This is a genomic window from Ralstonia sp. NFACC01, from assembly GCF_900115545.1.
Taxonomy (GTDB): Bacteria; Pseudomonadota; Gammaproteobacteria; order Burkholderiales; family Burkholderiaceae; genus Ralstonia; species Ralstonia mojiangensis.
This window is the reverse complement of sequence record NZ_FOWV01000004.1, coordinates 189,279-206,562: the sequence shown is the minus strand read 5'-3', so window position 1 is coordinate 206,562 and position 17,284 is coordinate 189,279. Positions and strand designations below refer to the sequence as shown.

Annotated in this window: 15 protein-coding genes; 10 read left to right on the top strand and 5 right to left on the bottom strand. The window is 64.9% G+C overall.

Annotated elements, in window-relative coordinates:
* Nucleotides 1-2 precede the first annotated feature (2 nt).
* The gene (locus tag BM136_RS11955) at nt 3-563 is read right to left on the bottom strand and encodes a GbsR/MarR family transcriptional regulator (protein ID WP_045201721.1); all 561 of its coding nucleotides are present in this window, start codon (nt 561-563) and stop codon (nt 3-5) included.
* 424 nt (nt 564-987) lie between these two features.
* Here BM136_RS11955 and BM136_RS11950 point away from each other — a divergent pair, with 424 nt between their 5' ends.
* The 10 genes from BM136_RS11950 to BM136_RS11905 all read left to right on the top strand — a co-directional run bounded on the left by BM136_RS11950 (nt 988) and on the right by BM136_RS11905 (nt 14,226).
* The gene (locus BM136_RS11950) at nt 988-2,532 is read left to right on the top strand and encodes a methyl-accepting chemotaxis protein (RefSeq protein WP_092972039.1); all 1,545 of its coding nucleotides are present in this window, start codon (nt 988-990) and stop codon (nt 2,530-2,532) included.
* Nucleotides 2,533-2,644: 112 nt separating this feature from the next.
* On the top strand, nt 2,645-2,899 hold the full coding sequence (locus BM136_RS11945; protein WP_004627540.1) for a GlsB/YeaQ/YmgE family stress response membrane protein: 255 nt from the start codon (nt 2,645-2,647) through the stop codon (nt 2,897-2,899).
* Nucleotides 2,900-3,060: 161 nt separating this feature from the next.
* Nucleotides 3,061-3,354, top strand: coding sequence for a hypothetical protein (locus BM136_RS11940; protein WP_092972038.1), 294 nt, complete (start codon nt 3,061-3,063; stop codon nt 3,352-3,354).
* 388 nt (nt 3,355-3,742) lie between these two features.
* Nucleotides 3,743-5,065, top strand: a complete 1,323-nt coding sequence (locus tag BM136_RS11935) for an MFS transporter (RefSeq protein WP_092972037.1) — start codon at nt 3,743-3,745, stop codon at nt 5,063-5,065.
* 14 nt (nt 5,066-5,079) lie between these two features.
* Complete coding sequence (gene nirB / locus BM136_RS11930; RefSeq protein ID WP_092972036.1) at nt 5,080-7,635, top strand: nitrite reductase large subunit NirB; 2,556 nt, start codon at nt 5,080-5,082, stop codon at nt 7,633-7,635.
* A 26-nt stretch (nt 7,636-7,661) separates the two neighbouring features.
* Nucleotides 7,662-8,000, top strand: coding sequence for a nitrite reductase small subunit NirD (nirD, locus tag BM136_RS11925; protein WP_024978563.1), 339 nt, complete (start codon nt 7,662-7,664; stop codon nt 7,998-8,000).
* A 106-nt stretch (nt 8,001-8,106) separates the two neighbouring features.
* Nucleotides 8,107-9,339 (top strand): NAD(P)/FAD-dependent oxidoreductase, encoded by a 1,233-nt coding sequence (locus tag BM136_RS11920; RefSeq protein ID WP_092972035.1) that lies wholly within the window; start codon nt 8,107-8,109, stop codon nt 9,337-9,339.
* Between the two features lie 32 nt (nt 9,340-9,371).
* Nucleotides 9,372-12,137 carry a nitrate reductase gene (locus BM136_RS11915; protein ID WP_092972034.1) on the top strand — a complete coding sequence of 922 codons (2,766 nt, stop codon included), beginning with the start codon at nt 9,372-9,374 and terminating at the stop codon, nt 12,135-12,137.
* A gap of 110 nt (nt 12,138-12,247) precedes the next feature.
* Nucleotides 12,248-12,862 (top strand): DUF2239 family protein, encoded by a 615-nt coding sequence (locus BM136_RS11910; RefSeq protein WP_092972033.1) that lies wholly within the window; start codon nt 12,248-12,250, stop codon nt 12,860-12,862.
* Nucleotides 12,859-14,226, top strand: coding sequence for an MATE family efflux transporter (locus BM136_RS11905; RefSeq protein ID WP_092972032.1), 1,368 nt, complete (start codon nt 12,859-12,861; stop codon nt 14,224-14,226). Before BM136_RS11910 ends, BM136_RS11905 begins: the two co-directional genes overlap by 4 nt.
* 13 nt (nt 14,227-14,239) lie before the next feature.
* Here the strand turns inward: BM136_RS11905 and BM136_RS11900 are convergent, their stop codons facing one another.
* The 4 genes from BM136_RS11900 to BM136_RS11885 all read right to left on the bottom strand — a co-directional run bounded on the left by BM136_RS11900 (nt 14,240) and on the right by BM136_RS11885 (nt 17,283).
* Entirely contained in the window at nt 14,240-14,551 is a 312-nt protein-coding gene (locus BM136_RS11900; protein ID WP_092972031.1) for a Rieske (2Fe-2S) protein, read from the bottom strand.
* 14 nt (nt 14,552-14,565) lie between these two features.
* On the bottom strand, nt 14,566-15,141 hold the full coding sequence (locus BM136_RS11895; RefSeq protein ID WP_092972030.1) for an RBBP9/YdeN family alpha/beta hydrolase: 576 nt from the start codon (nt 15,139-15,141) through the stop codon (nt 14,566-14,568).
* Between the two features lie 102 nt (nt 15,142-15,243).
* Nucleotides 15,244-16,377 carry a porin gene (locus BM136_RS11890; RefSeq protein ID WP_092972029.1) on the bottom strand — a complete coding sequence of 378 codons (1,134 nt, stop codon included), beginning with the start codon at nt 16,375-16,377 and terminating at the stop codon, nt 15,244-15,246.
* A 57-nt stretch (nt 16,378-16,434) separates the two neighbouring features.
* Nucleotides 16,435-17,283: a TauD/TfdA dioxygenase family protein gene (locus BM136_RS11885; RefSeq protein WP_092972028.1), complete on the bottom strand. Its 849-nt coding sequence runs from the start codon at nt 17,281-17,283 to the stop codon at nt 16,435-16,437.
* Between the last annotated feature and the right edge of the window lies 1 nt (nt 17,284).

Below are 17,284 nucleotides of genomic sequence, written 5' to 3'. Positions count from 1 at the left end.
GGCTACTTCGATTTGCCGCCAACGACCACGGCAAGCTTGTTCTTCATCTCCAGCAGCTTGTGCACCTTGGAGCCCATCTTCATGAGTTGCTGCAACGATTCGGCGTCGAGTTTCTGCACGTCGTCAAACCAGTTGGTCATGAGCGTGATGAGCTGATACATCTCCTTCATGCGCGCCTGAGCGTGTCGGTCATCCGGATCGGTGGGGGATTCGAGCATGACGTCGCGCAGCAACGAGAGCGTGGGATCGATCTCGCGCTTGCGGCGCTCCTCGGCCAGCGTGCGGAAGATGGTCCAGATGTCGTCCGGGGCGGAGAAGTATTCGCGCCGGTCACCCGGCTTGTGCGATAGCCGCACGAGCTTCCAAGACTCCAGCTCCTTTAGCCCAATGCTCACGTTTGAGCGGGAGAAGCCCAGCGCCTCGGCGATCTCGTCCGCGTTGATCGGCTCGCGCGCGGCGTAGAGCAGGGCGTAGATCTGCCCGACGGTGCGGTTGATGCCCCAGCGGCTGCCCATCTCACCGAAATGCAGAACGAACCGCTGTTTCAAGGGGGAGAGTTGCATTGTTTTGATCTTTCTCAATTTTCAGGAATTTCTGAAAGTTTAGCCCCCCTTTCCGCCCTTGGGATGTGACGCGCTGTCGCGGGGCGTGTGGGGCGTTGGCAGCATGCGGAAGGTGCCTCAAGTGTGAGAAAAGCTCACAATAAAACGTTTGGTGCCTCAATATCGGGATTTTTATCTTTTTTATCTGACAATATTTAACGCAAATAAGGTATTACGAGGCCAGCGTGCGGAAGTAATCCGCATCGCTTTGCTGGCGGAGGCGAGAAAGAAGGCGGGTAAGGCAGATAAGAATCATTTTCAAGAATGCAGTATCTGCTACGGCAGCTGAATTGCGGGGCGTTGCAAAACGAGGTTATCGGGTCTTAATAAATCCAGTTATGTGCCGATAATCCGTTGCGAAGTAAATCATCAAAGGAGATCCCCCATGCGTGTCAACGAACCTGTCACCCAGCGCGAATACGAGTTCCCGGACAACGCCACGCTCATGTCAACCACAGACACCCAGAGCTACATCGCCTATGCGAATGCAGCGTTTGTGGAGGTGAGCGGTTTTTCCCGCGAAGAAATTGAAGGCCAGCCACATAACATCGTGCGGCACCCCGATATGCCAACCGAGGCATTTGCCGATATGTGGGCCACGCTCAAGGCGGGGCAGCCCTGGACGGCGCTGGTTAAGAACCGTCGCAAGAACGGCGACCATTATTGGGTGCGTGCCAACGCCACGCCCGTGGTGCGTAACGGACGGGCCAGCGGCTATATGTCGGTGCGCACCAAGCCCACGCGCGAAGAAATCGCGGCGGCCGAGGCGCTCTATAAAGATTTCCGCACCGGCCAGGCGGGCAGCCGCAAGTTTCACAAGGGCCTGATCGTGCGAACCGGGCTGATGGCCTGGCGTTCGGTGTTTCAGGTGATGCCGGTGCGCTGGCGCATTCGGCTCACGTTTCTCACATTGCTGCCCGCGCTGTTGGCAATAGGATGGGCGTTCGGCCTCTCTGGCGCGGCGCTCGGCGGTTTTGCCGGCGCGTTGCTTGTGGCTTTGGCGATTGCCTCGTGGTCATTGAAGGTGCAGATCGCCACGCCGCTCGAAAAACTGCAGGAACTTGCGCTGAGCGTGGCCTCGGGCGAGAGCCGGAAAGTCGCCATCGCAGACCGCGTGGACGAGATCGGCATGACGCTGCGCACGATCAGCCAGCTCGGGCTGATGTTCCGCTGGTTGATCGACGACGTGGCAGAGCAGGTCATCAACGTGCAATCGGCCAGCCAGGAGATCGCCAAGGGCAACGGCGACATCAACACCCGCACCGAGCAGGCCGCCGCGAGCCTGGAAGAAACCTCCAGCTCCATGACGCAGATGACCGCCACGGTGGCGAGCAATGCCGAGACGGCCGGGCAGGCGAACACGTTGTCGAGCGCGGCTACGCAGGCGGCGGTCAATGGCGGCCGTGCCATGGAGCAGGTCGTGGCCACCATGAGCGCCATCACGCAGAGTGCCAAGCAGATTGCCGACATCATCGGCGTGATCGACAGCATTGCCTTCCAGACCAACATCCTGGCGCTCAATGCGGCCGTGGAGGCCGCGCGCGCCGGCGAACAAGGTCGGGGTTTTGCCGTCGTGGCAGGCGAGGTGCGTGCGCTTGCGCAGCGCAGCGCGGGTGCAGCCAAGGAGATCAAGGAGCTGATCGGCACCAGTGTCGACAAGGTTGAATCGGGCTCGCGGCTGGTGGACGATGCCGGCAAGACCATGGACGACATCGTCGAGCAGGTCAAAAAGGTCTCGGCCATGATCGCCGATATCAGCCTGGCGACGGCGCAGCAGACCGACGGCATCACGCAGGTCAGCCAGGCGGTCAACCATCTGGATCAGGTCACGCAGGAGAACGCCACGCTGGTTGGCCAGAGCGCGGCGGCGGCCGAGGGCTTGCGCATTCAGGCCACACGCCTGGTGGAGGCGGTCAACGTGTTCCGTTGAGCACGATGCAATTGCAAAAACCGAGTGAGCGCCACATCGCGATTGTGCGGTCTTCGCCTACTATGCCTGTGCGGTAACGTCCCTCAAAACGCACATTCTTTGGAGCGCGAACATGGCCTCACACGGTTTGATTGCCTGGTTGATCATCGGCGCGGTGGCGGGTTGGCTTGCCGGCATCCTGGTCAAGGGTGGCGGTTTCGGCATCTTCGTCGACATCGTGGTCGGCATCGTCGGTGCGTTCATCGGCGGATGGCTGGCGGGGGTGCTGGGCATCTCGCTGGGCGGCGGGTGGATCGGCTCGATCATCACGGCGGTGATCGGCGCGGTGATCCTGCTGTTCATCATTCGGCTGATCAAGCGCGCATAGCGCAAGGCAGCACCAGACCCAAGAACGGCGGTGGATGCGGATGTCATCCAACCGCCGGATTTCAACATGCACCTCATCACCTAGACTGGTTGAACCAAGGGCAGTCGCGCCACGCCACAAGCACCAGCGCGGCCGGTACACGCTAACCCAGCGAGGCCACCATGTCTGACCAGCTCACCACCGCACCGCAAGAACTCTACGAAGGGTTCGAGATTCACGTTGTGCCAAGCCCGACGCGGGCAAACTCCACGCGCTACACCTACACCGGCTACGTGTGCCACCCTGGCGCCGATCCGCAGTTGCCCGGTCACGTCGTGCCCTTTCATGCCGACGGGGACGACACCTTCCACAGCCCCGAAGAGGCAATGGAGGAAGCCATGCACGTGGCGCGCAGCATTGTTGACGGCACGCATCCGGATCTGTCTGTGCTGTCGATCGTGACGCACGGCTACTGACGTCGGTTACGGATCCCGGCAGCTTCTCCTTCCACCGGTCATGCACGTGATGTGTCGGTCGCCATTGGTGGCGGCCCACGCATTTGCTGTGCCGCACCATCGCGAATCGCATCTGCACCGAAACCGTGCGGCGCGGTGCTCCCGCATGAGGCACGCGCGGGCGGCGACTTCTCCTCAATCTCCTGCAAACCGCGATAGCTCAAGGCTTTGCCCGCCTGGCATACCTGTTGCATAGCACCATCGCGCGGGTCAAAGGCGATCTGTGCTCTTCGTGGTGAAGGCCCTGGTGCTCAGGGCTACTTGGACAACGGCGTCCCAGACCCCGGCTACTGCAGCCGGGCTCTCGGACGCCTTTCTTTTTTTTTTCGGCCCCTGATTGGGATTCAACATGACCGGCAAAGCCACCCGAATCGACCTGTTCAGCCTGCGTACGCCGCAGATGCGCGCCTTCCATCTGACGTGGCTCGCGTTCTTCGTGTGTTTCTACGCATGGTTTGCCTGTGCGCCGCTCATGCCGGTGCTCAAGGGCGAGTTCCACCTCACGCCCGGCCAGATCGCCAACATCAACATCGCCGCGGTGGCGGTGACGATCCTGGTGCGGCTGATTGTCGGCCCGCTGTGCGACCGCTTCGGCCCGCGCAAGACCTATACCGGCTTGCTGCTGCTGGGCGCCATCCCGGTGCTGGGCGTGGCGCTCGCGCAAAGCTACGAAACCTTCCTCTTCTTCCGCCTGGCGATCGGCGCGATTGGTGCGAGCTTCGTCATCACGCAGTACCACACGTCGGTCATGTTCGCGCCCAACGTGGTGGGCACGGCCAACGCGGCGGCTGCAGGCTGGGGCAATGCGGGCGGCGGTGTGGCACAAGGCACGATGCCGCTGCTGCTCACCGCCATCGTGATGATGGGTGTGACGCAGAGCATGGGCTGGCGCCTTGCCATGGTGGTGCCGGGCGTGGCGATGCTGATCGTCGCGGCGCTCTACTGGCGCTATACGCAAGACTGCCCGGAAGGCAATTTCAGCGCGCTGCGCGCCGCCGGCAAGACCATCGAAGGCGGCAAAAAGGGCGGCTGGGGCAGCTTCGTGGCGGCCGCTGGCAACTATCGCGTGTGGCTGCTGTTCATCACCTACGGCGCGTGCTTTGGCGTGGAAATCTTCATCCACAACATCGCCGCCACCTATTACGTCGATCACTTTGGTCTGTCGCTCTCGGCTGCGGGCATGGCTGCGGCGAGCTTCGGTCTGCTGGCGCTGTTTGCACGCGCGCTGGGCGGCATCGTGTCGGACCGCGTGGCAGCCAAGCGCGGCCTGGATGCGCGTACTCAACTGCTGTGCGTGCTGATGGTGGGCGAGGGCCTGGGCCTGTTCGGTTTCGCCCATGCAGGAAGCGTGACGGTGGCAGTGCTCGCGATGCTCGGTTTCGGCCTGTTCACGCACATGGCGTGCGGCGCGACGTATGCGCTGGTGCCCTTCATTGACCGCCGCGCGCTGGGCGGCGTGGCCGGCATCATCGGCGCGGGCGGCAACGCCGGCGCGGTGGCGGCGGGCTTCCTGCTCAAGGGCATGGCCGATACGCAGGCCACGCTGTCCATCCTCGGCGTGCTGGTGGCGCTGTCGGCCATCTGCGCCATCGCCGTGCGTTTCTCGGCAGAACACAAGGCGCGCGAACAAGCGCTGTACGACAACACGCTGGCCGCCGCCGGCAACGCCTGAAAGAGGACATCACCATGACCATGAAGATCGTCGTCATTGGCCACGGAATGGTGGGCCACAAGTTTCTGGAAAGCCTGCTGCACACACCGGGCCATCACCTTGAGGTGACGGTGCTGTGCGAAGAGCCGCGCCCCGCATACGACCGCGTGCACCTGTCGGAATTTTTCACGGGCAAGACGGCGGAAGATCTGTCGCTCGTGGCCCCGGGCTTCTTCGACCGCGACGACGTGGTGCTCAAGCTCAACGCTCGCGCCACGGCCATCGACACCACTGCCAAAACGGTCACGGCCTCCACCGGCGAGGTGCTGCCGTATGACAAGCTCGTTATCGCTTCGGGCTCGTCGCCGTTTGTGCCACCGGTGCCGGGCAAAGACCGCAAAGACTGCTTTGTCTATCGCACCATCGAAGACCTCGAAGCGATGGCCGAATGTGGCCAGCGCGCCAAGACGGGCGTCGTCATTGGTGGCGGCCTGCTGGGCCTTGAATGCGCCAAGGCGCTGCGTGACATGAACCTGCAAACGCACGTGGTGGAGTTTGCCGGCCGCCTGATGGCCATGCAGGTGGACGACGGCGGCGGCCGCATGCTGCGCCGGAAGATCGAAGATCTTGGCGTGACCGTTCACACGCAGAAGAACACCTCGGAGATCGTCGACGGCGAAACGGCGACGCATCGCCTGAACTTTGCCGACGGCACGCACCTGGAAGCCGACATGGTCGTCTTCTCGGCCGGCATCCGTCCGCGCGATGAGCTGGCGCGCGCCTGCGGTCTGGAGGTGGGCGAACGCGGCGGCATCGTGATCGACTCCGAGTGCCGTACCTCCGCGCCCGACGTGTACGCGATTGGCGAATGCGCGCTGTGGGGTGGCAAGGTCTACGGCCTGGTCGCGCCCGGTTACGAGATGGCGCGCATCACCGCCAAGCAGATCCTGGCGGCCGACGATGCGGCAGAGTTCAGCGGCGCTGACATGAGCACCAAGCTCAAGCTGATGGGCGTGGATGTCGCCAGCCTGGGCGATGCGCAGGGCGTGACGCCGGGCAGCCGCAGCGTGCAGTTCACCGACGAGCGCAAGCAGATCTACAAGAAGCTGGTGGTGTCGGAAGACGGCAAGTACCTGCTGGGCGGCGTGCTGGTGGGTGATGCGGCCGAATACGGCACGCTGCTGCAGATGATGCTCAACCGTATCGAGCTGCCTGAGGCGCCGGAATTCCTGATCCTGCCGCAGGCCGATGGCAATGCACGCCCCGCACTGGGCGTGGATGCGCTGCCCGATAGCGCGCAGATCTGCTCGTGCAACGATGTGTCGAAGGGCGCGCTGTGCCAGGCCGTGTGTGCCGGCGCTACCACCGTGGGCGCGCTCAAGGATGCGACCAAGGCCGGCACCTCGTGCGGCGGCTGCGTGCCGCTCATGACGCAGGTGATGAAGGCCGAGATGAAGAAGCAAGGCCTGGCCGTCAACAATCACATCTGCGAGCACTTTCCGTATTCGCGCCAGGAGCTGTATCACCTGGTGCGCGTGGGCCGCATCCAGTCGTTCGAAGCATTGCTGGAGGCGCATGGCAGCGGCATGGGGTGCGACATCTGCAAGCCGGCCGTCGCGAGCATCCTCGCTTCGTGCTGGAACGACTTCGTGCTCAAGAAAGAGCACGCCGGCCTGCAGGATTCCAACGACTACTTCCTCGCCAACATCCAGAAGGATGGGACTTACTCCGTGGTGCCGCGCATGCCCGGCGGCGAGGTGACGGCAGACGGCCTGATCGCCGTGGGGCAGGTCGCCAAGAAATACGGCCTGTACACCAAGATCACGGGCGGCCAGCGTGTCGACCTGTTCGGTGCGCGTCTGGAGCAGTTGCCGCTGATCTGGGAAGAGCTGATTGCGGCCGGCTTCGAGTCGGGTCACGCGTATGGCAAATCGCTGCGTACGGTGAAATCGTGCGTGGGATCGACGTGGTGCCGCTATGGCGTGGGTGATTCGGTCGGTTTTGCGATTGCGCTGGAGAACCGCTACAAGGGCCTGCGCTCGCCGCACAAGATCAAGTTTGGCGTGTCGGGCTGCACGCGCGAATGTGCCGAAGCGCAAGGCAAAGACGTCGGCATCATCGCTACCGAAAAAGGCTGGAACCTGTATGTGTGCGGCAACGGCGGCATGAAACCCCGTCATGCCGAACTGCTGGCGGCAGACCTGGACCAGGAAACGCTCATCAAGTATGTCGACCGCTTCCTGATGTTCTACGTGCGCACGGCCGATCGCCTGCAACGCACGAGCACGTGGCGCGACAACCTCGAAGGCGGTCTCGACTATTTGAAAGACGTGGTCATCAACGACAAGCTGGGCATCGTGGCGGAACTCGAAGCCGACATGCAGCACGTGGTCGACACCTATCAAGACGAGTGGAAGACGGCCGTGACCAACCCCGAGGTACGCAAGCGCTTCCGTCACTTCGTCAACAGCGAAGCGAAGGATGCGAATGTCGTCTTCGTCGAGGAGCGTGGCCAGATCCGCCCGGCGACGGTCGAGGAGCGTGCCAAGACGCGGCCCGTGCGCATTCCCGTTGTTGCTGAAGCCGCTTGAGCTTGATAGAGGAAGAGGAGGACGTCATGCAAGCATCCCGTTGGACCCCGATCTGTGCCCTGGACGACATCGTTCCCAACACCGGCGTCTGCGCGCTGGTGGAAGGCGACCAGGTTGCCGTGTTCCGCGTGGGCGGCAACACACCACAAAGCGTGTACGCCATCGGCAACTACGACCCGAACTCCGACGCCGCCGTGCTCTCGCGCGGACTGGTCGGCAACCTGGGCGAGCGCATTGTCGTCGCGTCGCCTATCTACAAGCAGCATTTCGATCTGACCACGGGCGAGTGCCTGGAAGCGCCGGCCAACTCCGTGCACGCGTACGCGACCAAGGTGGAAGACGGCAAGGTCTGGGTAGCGGCATGAGCCGTAAGCGGCTGCCCTGCGCAGTGGGCAGACACACGGCGGCGCATGCCGATGGCCGCCGGCACTGAGTGAATCAAATGACCGACAACCTTCAGAAGAGGGCAGCATGAACGCCAAGACCGTACGTCCCAAGCTGGTCGTCATCGGCAACGGCATGGCCGGCATGCGCACGGTCGAAGAGTTGCTCAAGCTGGCGCCGGACCTGTACGACGTGACCGTGTTCGGCGAAGAGCCGCACGGCAACTACAACCGCATCCTGCTCTCGCCTGTGCTGGCGGGTGAGAAGCAGGTTGACGACATCATGCTCAACACGCGCGAGTGGTACGACCAGAACCACATCACGCTGCATGCGGGCGATCCGGTGGTTGCTATCGATCGCCCGCGCCGCACACTGCGCTCGCGCGATGGCGTGGAGGTGCGCTACGACCGCCTGCTGATCGCCACCGGCTCGCGGCCGTTCATCCTGCCGGTGCCGGGGCACCTGCTGCCGGGCGTGATCGCCTTCCGCGACATTCAGGACGTGGAGACAATGCTGGAGGCGGCCCGCAACCACCGGCACGCGGTCGTCATCGGCGGTGGCCTGCTTGGGCTGGAAGCCGCCAACGGCCTGATGCGCCAGGGCATGGACGTGACCGTGGTGCACCTGCCCGACAGCCTGATGGAGCGCCAGCTCGACAAGCCGGCCGCCAAGCTGTTGCAGAAGGCGCTGGAGGCCAAGGGCCTGCGCTTCCTGCTGGGCGCGCATACGGCGGAGCTGCTTGGCACCGACCGCGTGACCGCCGTCCGCTTCAAGGACGGCACTGAGATCCCCGCCGACCTCGTCGTCATGACTGCCGGCGTCCGCCCGAATATCGAGCTTGCCAAGGCCGCCGGCCTGCATTGCGAACGCGCCATCATCGTCGACGATACGCTGCAAACCTACGACCCGCGCATCTACGCCGTGGGCGAATGCGTGCAACACCGCAGCGCAACGTTCGGTCTCGTTGCGCCAATCTGGGATCAGGCCCGCGTGTGTGCCGCGCACCTGGCTGGCGCCGGACACCGCCGCTATATCCAGCAGGCCACGGCGACCAAGCTGAAGGTCACGGGCGTGGACTTGTATTCCGCTGGCGATTTCATAGGCGGCGATGGCACCGAAGACATCGTGCTGCGCGACCCGCGCCGCGGCGTCTACAAGCGCCTCGTACTGAAAGAGGACCGCATTGTCGGCGCGGTGCTGTACGGCGATGTGGCCGACGGCCCGTGGTACTTCGACATGATCCAGCGCCAGACCCCGATCACACCGATTCGCCAGCGCCTGTTGTTTGGCCGTGCGCTGTGCGAAGCAGAAGCCGCCTGATCACTGATCTGCCTGACACCCAAGGCCATCTCATGACGATGACGACCATCCCCATCCACCCGGCAGTCGATACCGCAGCCAACACGGTGCGCACCACCTGCCCGTACTGCGGTGTCGGCTGCGGTGTGCTCGCGACCCCGCAGGCGGATGGCAGTGTCAGCATTCAAGGCGATCCGACGCATCCCGCCAACGCAGGGCGCCTGTGCGTGAAGGGCTCGGCGCTGGGCGAGACCGTCAGCCTGGACGGCCGGCTGCTCCACCCGGCCATGCGCCATCGCTCGCATGATGTGGACGCCGCGCAGCTCACCAAGCCGGCGCCATTGCAGCGCGTCTCGTGGGACACCGCGCTCGATGCCGTGGCGCAAGGTTTTCGCCGCATTGCTGAAGAGCACGGCCCGGATTCCGTGGCGCTCTACGTCTCCGGTCAGTTGCTGACCGAGGATTACTACGTCGCCAACAAGCTGATGAAGGGCTTCATCGGCACGGCCAACATCGATACCAACTCGCGGCTGTGCATGTCGTCGGCCGTGGCCGGGCACAAGCGCGCGTTTGGCGAAGACCTCGTGCCCGTCTGCTACGACGATCTGGAAACGGCAGACCTCGTCGTCCTGGTGGGCTCCAACACGGCGTGGTGTCACCCGATCCTGTTCCAGCGCATCGTGCGCGCAAAGGAAGCGCGGCCTGAGATGAAGGTGGTGGTGGTTGACCCGCGCCACACGGCCACGTGCGAGCTAGCCGATCTGCATCTGCCCATCAAACCCGGCACCGATGTGTGGCTGTTCAATGGCCTGCTGTCGTTCCTCTCGCGGCGCGGTGTGGTTGACCGCAACTTCGTCACGCTGCACACCAACGGCCCGGACGCCGCCCTGGAAGCCGCCGGCACCGAGAGCCACGACATCGAAGCTGTTGCCAAGGCCTGCAAGCTCAAGCTCGACGATCTGCTGATGTTCTACAACTGGTTTGCCGAGACCGAACGCACCATCACCGCGTTTTCGATGGGCGTCAACCAGTCGACAGCGGGCACGGACAAGGTCAACAGCATCATCAATTGCCACCTGCTCACGGGTCGCATCGGCCGTGCGGGCATGGGGCCGTTTTCGATTACCGGCCAGCCGAATGCGATGGGCGGACGCGAAGTGGGCGGTCTGGCCAACATGTTGGCCGCGCACATGGAACTGAACGAGCCTTCGCATCGCGACCTCGTGCAGACGTTCTGGGGCGCACCACGCATGGCCGACAAGGTGGGCCTCAAGGCGGTCGATCTGTTCAACGCCATTGAAGACGGGCGCATCAAGGCCGTGTGGATCATGGGCACCAACCCCGTGGTCAGCCTGCCCGATGCTGACCAGGCGCGCCGTGCGCTGGCCAAGTGCGAGCTCGTCGTCGCTTCCGACATCGTTGAAGCCACCGACACGACCGTGCTGGCCGACATCCTGCTGCCGGCGCTCGGCTGGGGCGAAAAAGACGGCACGGTGACGAACTCCGAGCGCCGCATCTCGCGCCAGCGCGCCTTTCTGCCCGCACCCGGCGAGGCACGCGCCGACTGGGACATCATCGCCGACGTCGCGCGCCGCATGGGCTACGACGGCTTCGACTTCAAGCGCGTGCGCGATGTGTTCGACGAACACGCGCGTCTGTCCGCCTACGCCAACGGCGCGAGCGGCATTCGCCGCGCCTTCCATCTCGGCGGCCTGGCGGGGCTTGATGCCGATGCATACGACGGCATGTTGCCGGTGCAATGGCCCATCACAGCGTCGGGCAACGGCGAAGCGCGCCTCTTCAGCGATGGCCGCTTCGCCCACGCCGATGGCCGCGCGCGCTTCGTGCCGACGCCGGCCCGCGCACCGGCGCATGCGGCCGACAGCGAATATCCGCTCATCCTCAACACGGGCCGCGTGCGCGACCAATGGCACACCATGACGCGCACCGGCCGCGCGCCCAAGCTGGCGGATCACGTGCCCGAACCGTTCGTCGATCTGCACCCGCACGATGCGCTGCTGGCCGGCGTGCGCGAGGGCGGCCTGGCGCGCGTGTCCTCGCGCTGGGGCAGCGTGGTGGCGCGTGTGCGCATGACGGGCGGCATCGCGCGCGGCAGCGTGTTCGTGCCGATCCACTGGAACGGCCAGTTTGCTTCCGATGCGCGTGTGGGTGCGGTCGTCAATCCGGTGGTCGACCCGGTGTCCGGCGAGCCCGAGTTCAAGCACACGCCGGTGATGGTCGAGCCGTTCGATGTGGCGTGGCACGGTTTCGTGCTCTCGCGCCGCGCGCTCGACACCGACGATGCAACGTGGTGGACGCGCATCCAGGGCAAGCAGTTCGTGCGCTATGAGCTGGCCGGTCGCCAGCAACTGGGTGCCGTACACGATTGGGCGCGTGCGCTGCTCGGCGTGACGGATCCGCACGCCGACTGGCTCGAATACGAAGACACCACCGCGCGCGTCTACCGCGCCGTGCACGTCGTGGACGACCGCATCGAAGCCTGCGTGTTTCTTTCACCGCGCCCGGACCTGCCGTCGCGCAACTGGCTGGCCGGCCTCTTCGCGCAAGAACGGCTGGAAGACGTCGATCGGGCGGGCGTGCTGCTCGGCCAGCCGATCGAAGCGGGCGTCGACGTCGGTCCCACCGTCTGCTCATGCTTTGGCGTGGGCCGCAACACCATCTGCGATGCCATCCGCACGCAGGGCCTGCAATCCACCGGCGAGATCACGGCCTGCCTGAAGGCGGGCGGCAATTGCGGCTCGTGTGTGCCGGAGCTGAAGCGGTTGCTGGTGGAGGCGCGCGTGCAGCAGGCGGCGTGATACTTGCGTCTCTTTATGCGTGAGCGCTATTTTCTGCCCGGGTAATATTGACACCCAATTAAACCCGGGTAGAATGCGTTCCTGTTGAAACTTCAGCAGGAGCGTTTCTCATGGATGCCGCAGCAACCTACGCGTGCACGGCGTTTGCCGGCACGCAGCGCCTGGCCGCCGGGCCCGTCCGCGACGTCGCCCGGGCCGTCAAGATCCACGTCGATGCACACCCCGAATCGCAGGTGCTGGTGTTCGACCGCACCACCGCGCAGCCCGTGGAATTCGACTTGCGCGGCACGGTGGAAGACGTGCTTGCGCGCCTCGATCCAACCGCACCGTCTGCCACGCAACCGGCCGAGTCCGATAGTCGCCCGCGTGGTCCTGGCCGTCCCAAGCTGGGCGTGATTGCGCGCGAGGTCACCTTGCTGCCGCGCCACTGGGACTGGCTGGCCGCGCAGCCGGGCGGGGCATCGGTTACGCTGCGCAAACTCGTGGAAGATGCGCGCCGCGCTGCCGAAGGCGCCGACCGCCGCCGGACTGCGCAAGAGGCGGCGTACCGTTTCATGTCGGCGATGGCCGGCAACGCCGCGGGCTTTGAAGAGGCCACGCGCGCCCTGTTTGCCGCAGATGCCGCGGCGTTCGAATCCCTCACACACTCCTGGCCCGCCGACGTGCGCGACTTTGCACGCGAACTGGCGAGCCGGGCCTTCAATCCTCAACAGGAGGCTGCATGACAGCGCCTGCTGCGCGCCCGTTGTGGCGAACATTCATCGCATTCCTCGGCCCGCTGATCCTGGCCAACATCCTGCAATCGTTGTCGGGCACGCTCAACAACGTCTATGTGGGGCACATGCTGGGCGTGAAGGCACTCGCCGCGGTGTCGGCGTTCTTCCCGATCCTGTTCTTCTTCATCGCTTTCATCATCGGGCTCGGGTCCGGTGCGGCGGTGCTGATCGGGCAGGCGTGGGGCGCCAAGAAGCCCGAGGCGGTCAAGACCGTGGCCGGCACAACGTTGTCGGTGGGCTTCATCGTCGGGCTGGCGGTGGCACTGCTGGGCGGCCCCTTCGCCAACGCGCTGCTGGGGTGGCTCGGCACGCCGGCCGACATCCTGCAAGACGCCACGCTCTACGCCAGCGTCATGCTCTATGCCATGCCGGGCCTGTTCGTCTACCTGCTGGCCACGGCGATGATGCGCGGCGTGGGTGACACACGCACGCCGCTGCGCACGCTCGCGCTGTCGACGGCGATCGGGCTGGTGCTGACGCCGACCTTCATTCGCGGCTGGTTCGGCTTGCCGCAGCTGGGCGTGGCAAGCGGCGCCGCGGCGACCATCATCTCGTTCACGATCGCGCTGGTGTGGCTCGCGTTCTTCCTGCGCCGCCGCAACCATCCGCTCGCGCCCGATGCTGTGCTGGCGCGGCATCTGTGGGTCGATCTGGGTGTGCTCAAAACCGTGCTGCGGATCGGCGTGCCGACGGGCGTGCAGCTTGTGGTCATTTCGATTGCCGAGCTGGCGCTGCTGTCCTTCGTCAACGGCTTCGGCTCCGACGCAACGGCCGCGTACGGCGCCGGCACGCAGATCATCAGCTACGTGCAGTTTCCCGCCATGTCGATTGCGATCACGGCATCCATCCTCGGCGCGCAAGCCATTGGCTCGGGCAATACGGAGCGGCTTGACGCCATCACGCGCACCGGGCTGTGGCTCAACGTGGCCATTACCGGCGTGCTGGTGGTGATGGCCTTGCTGTTCTCGCGCGCTGTCATCGGCTGGTTCACCACCAACACGGAGGTGATGAGCCTTGCCCAGAGCCTGCTGCATATCTCGCTGTGGAGCTCGGTCATCTTTGGCATGGCGAGCGTCTTCTCGGGCGTGATGCGCTCAAGCGGTACGGTGATGGCGCCCACGGCGATTTCCATCCTCGCCATTGCGGCGGTGGAAGTGCCAGTGGCCTGGGTGCTGAGCCGGCATATCGGCACCGACGGCATCTGGGCTGCGTACCCGGCTGCCTTCCTCGCCATGTTCGTGATGCAAGGGCTGTATTACGCGCTCGTGTGGCGACGCCGTGCGCAGCGGTTCGGCATCCGCCGCATGGTGTGATGGGCCCGTGGAGCTACGCACCGTCTTGCGGGCCGCCGAGCGTGACGGTCAGCGTGTCATCGGCGATGCTGATCGGCACATGCGTCAGGCACAGGCCCGCGGCCGGTGCCGCCAGATCGAAGCGCAGGCCATGCGCGGGGCACCGCAGCCACGTGCCCTCCAGTGGCCCGTTGGCCAACGCCGCCCCTTGATGCGGGCACGCATTGTCGATGGCGTAGACCGCGCCGTCGATGTTGAACAGCGCGATGCACCGGTCCGCAATCCATATGAGCTTGCGTTGACCCTGCGGCAGTTCCGCCAAGGGGATCGACACGGCGTGCGACATGCTGGCCTCCCGAATCAGCGCAGGGCAGCGATGAGTGCCTGCGCCCCCGGCCAGGGGCCGAAGCCCGATGCCGGATTGAGGTGTCCGACATCCCCGAGATCGACCAGTCGGCTGCCCCAGTCGGCGGCCATGCTGGCCACGCGTTCGAACGAGGCCAGCGGGTCGTTCCGGCTCGCGGCGACGATGCTTGGAAACGGTAGCGGATGCCGCGGGCAGGGCAGCCAGCCGTTTTCTTGCAGCACGTCGTGCGTGGGGTAGCCCGACGGCAACTGCGTGTCGAGATCGGCCGGGGTGGCCAGCAGGGCGCCGTGGATCTTGCGCGTGTGCAGCCGAGCCCAGTGCACGGTGATCATCACGCCTGCGCTATGCGCCACCAGGATCACCGGACCCGCGATGGCACTGATGGCCTTGTCCAACGCTGCGACCCGTGCCGCGCAGCTCAACTTGTCGACCTCCAGCGGCGGGACCGACACGGCCTTGTGGCCTGCCGTCCGGAGTTCGGCCTCGAGCAGCGTCTGCCAGTGTTCGGCCACGTGGTCGCGCAGGCCGGGCACCATGAGGATGGTGGGAGAAGGGTTGGACAACGTCATGATGAAACGCCATGAAGAAAAAACGAGGAGGTCGCCCTCCTCGAATGCCGACCGGGGAGACGGCGGAGTCCGCCTCCCGTGGTGCTTTTGGATGCCGGCCGCTCAGAACTTGTGACGGATGCCGACGGCCGCGCCGAGCATGCTGGTCTTGCCTGCGGCGAGGCTATAGCCCGTGGCGTTGAGATCCACCGTGGCCTGGTCCAGCGCGAGGCCCGCGTTGCGCGCATAGGCCGTGGTCAGGTACAGATCGGTGCGCTTGGAAAGGGTGTAGTCGGCAATGAACGCGACCTGCCACGGGTTGGCCTGCGTTGACGGGGCGCTGTTGATGGTCTTGATCTTCTGGTACGAGTATTCGAGCGAGAGCATCAGCGCGTTCGTCGCCTGATAGTTGGCACCAGCCCAGAAATAGTCGTCGCGCAGCGCCACGCTGCCGTTGGCGTTTTTGTTCTGGCCCCAGCGGTAGCCGCCCATGATCTTGAGCACGTCACCAACGAGGTAGCTGCCCGCCAGCGCCGCCTTGCGCACCGTGCCGGAACTGAACGCACCGCCGCCCAGCGGTGTGCTCGGGTTGTATTGGTCATACGCCAGCGTGGCGCCAAGCGGGCCGGCCGAGTACGCCACCCCCGCGCCGTAGCCGTTGTCGCGCCGCGCCTGGCCGGGCACCTCGCCGTTGCCGCCGCCGGTCGGGTTGGCGCTCGGGGCACCGGTGCCGAACGACCAATGCGCCTGCGCAGTCACCGGGCCGAAGTTGCCCGTGTACATGGCGGTGTTGTCGGACCGGAAATTCACGCCGGTCTGCACGGCGGCCGGTTCGTACTGCGTGGAATACGCCATCGGCTCGCAGTTGGCCAGCAACTGGAAGAGCGTCGTGTACTGGCGGCCGAAAGTGAACTGCCCGATCGTGCTGCTCTTGAGCCCAACGTAGGCCTGGCGCCCGAACAGCCGGCCGCCTTGTTGCGATTGGCCCGTGTCGCTTGCAAAGCCGCTTTCGAGCACGAACAGGGCGCTCAGGCCGCCGCCAAGGTCTTCCACGCCGCGCAGGCCCCAGCGCGAGCCTGACAGGCCGCCGCTTTGCATCGACACGCGATTGCCCGAGCTGCCCGGTGTGGCGCCCGGCAGGTTCGTCGCATATTCGATGTTGGTATCCACCACGCCATACAGCGTGACGCCGGATTGCGCGCAGGCCGCGCCGGCGCAGGCCAGCAGTGCAGCGGGGGCGATGTGCTTCGTCTTCATGTTGCAGGGTCTCCTCTTGGTGTTATCGCCGACGGGTCCGATGTGTCCCGACGATCGTTAGAATGGCTTGCCGCCGATGATGCCGGCGCGTTCCATCTTCCGATGGCACGGCGCGTAATCCATGACCGCGTAGTGCTGCGTGGCGGTGTTGTCCCAGATGGCCACGCTGTTCGGCTTCCAGCGCCAGCGCACCTGGTATTCGGGAATGTAGGCCTGGCTGATCAGGTAGCGCAGTAGCTCCGATGCACCTGTCGTGGCGTCCTGCCCGTAGCGCACGCGCGCAGGGGTGTGGTAGTTCGTGAAGTGGGTCGTGAAACCGTTGACGTACAGCACCTTCTCGTCGGTCTCGGGGTGGGTGCGCACCACGGGGTGTTCCGGATCGGGGTACTGCGCCTTGAGTGCGAGACGCTTGTCGATCGGCATGACGGCACCAAAGCTGGCCTCGATGCTGTGGCGGGCACGCAGGCCCGCAATGTCGCGCTTGACGTCGTCCGGCAGCTTCTCGTAGGCCAGCACCATGTTGGCCCACATGGTGTCGCCGCCAACGGGCGGGCATTCCACGCAGCGCAGCACGGCGCCAAACTGCGGCGCTTCGCGCCACGTGGTGTCGGCGTGCCAGCAGTTCTCGTAGCGGTCGTTCGGGTGGTCGGGCGTCTTGTAGATGCGCACGAGGCCGGGGTGCTCGGGGTCGCTACCGGCCACGGGGTGGTCTTCCAGATCGCCAAAGCGGCGGGCAAACGCCACATGCTGCGGGCGGCTCAAGTCCTGATCGCGCAGGAAGATCACGCGGTGCTTGAGCAGCGCGGTGCGGATTTCGCCGAACAGGCCTTCGTCTTCGATCGCGTCACTCAGTTGCACGCCGGTCAGCTCGGCACCCAGGGCGTTGGTCAGTTGTTCGATACGCATG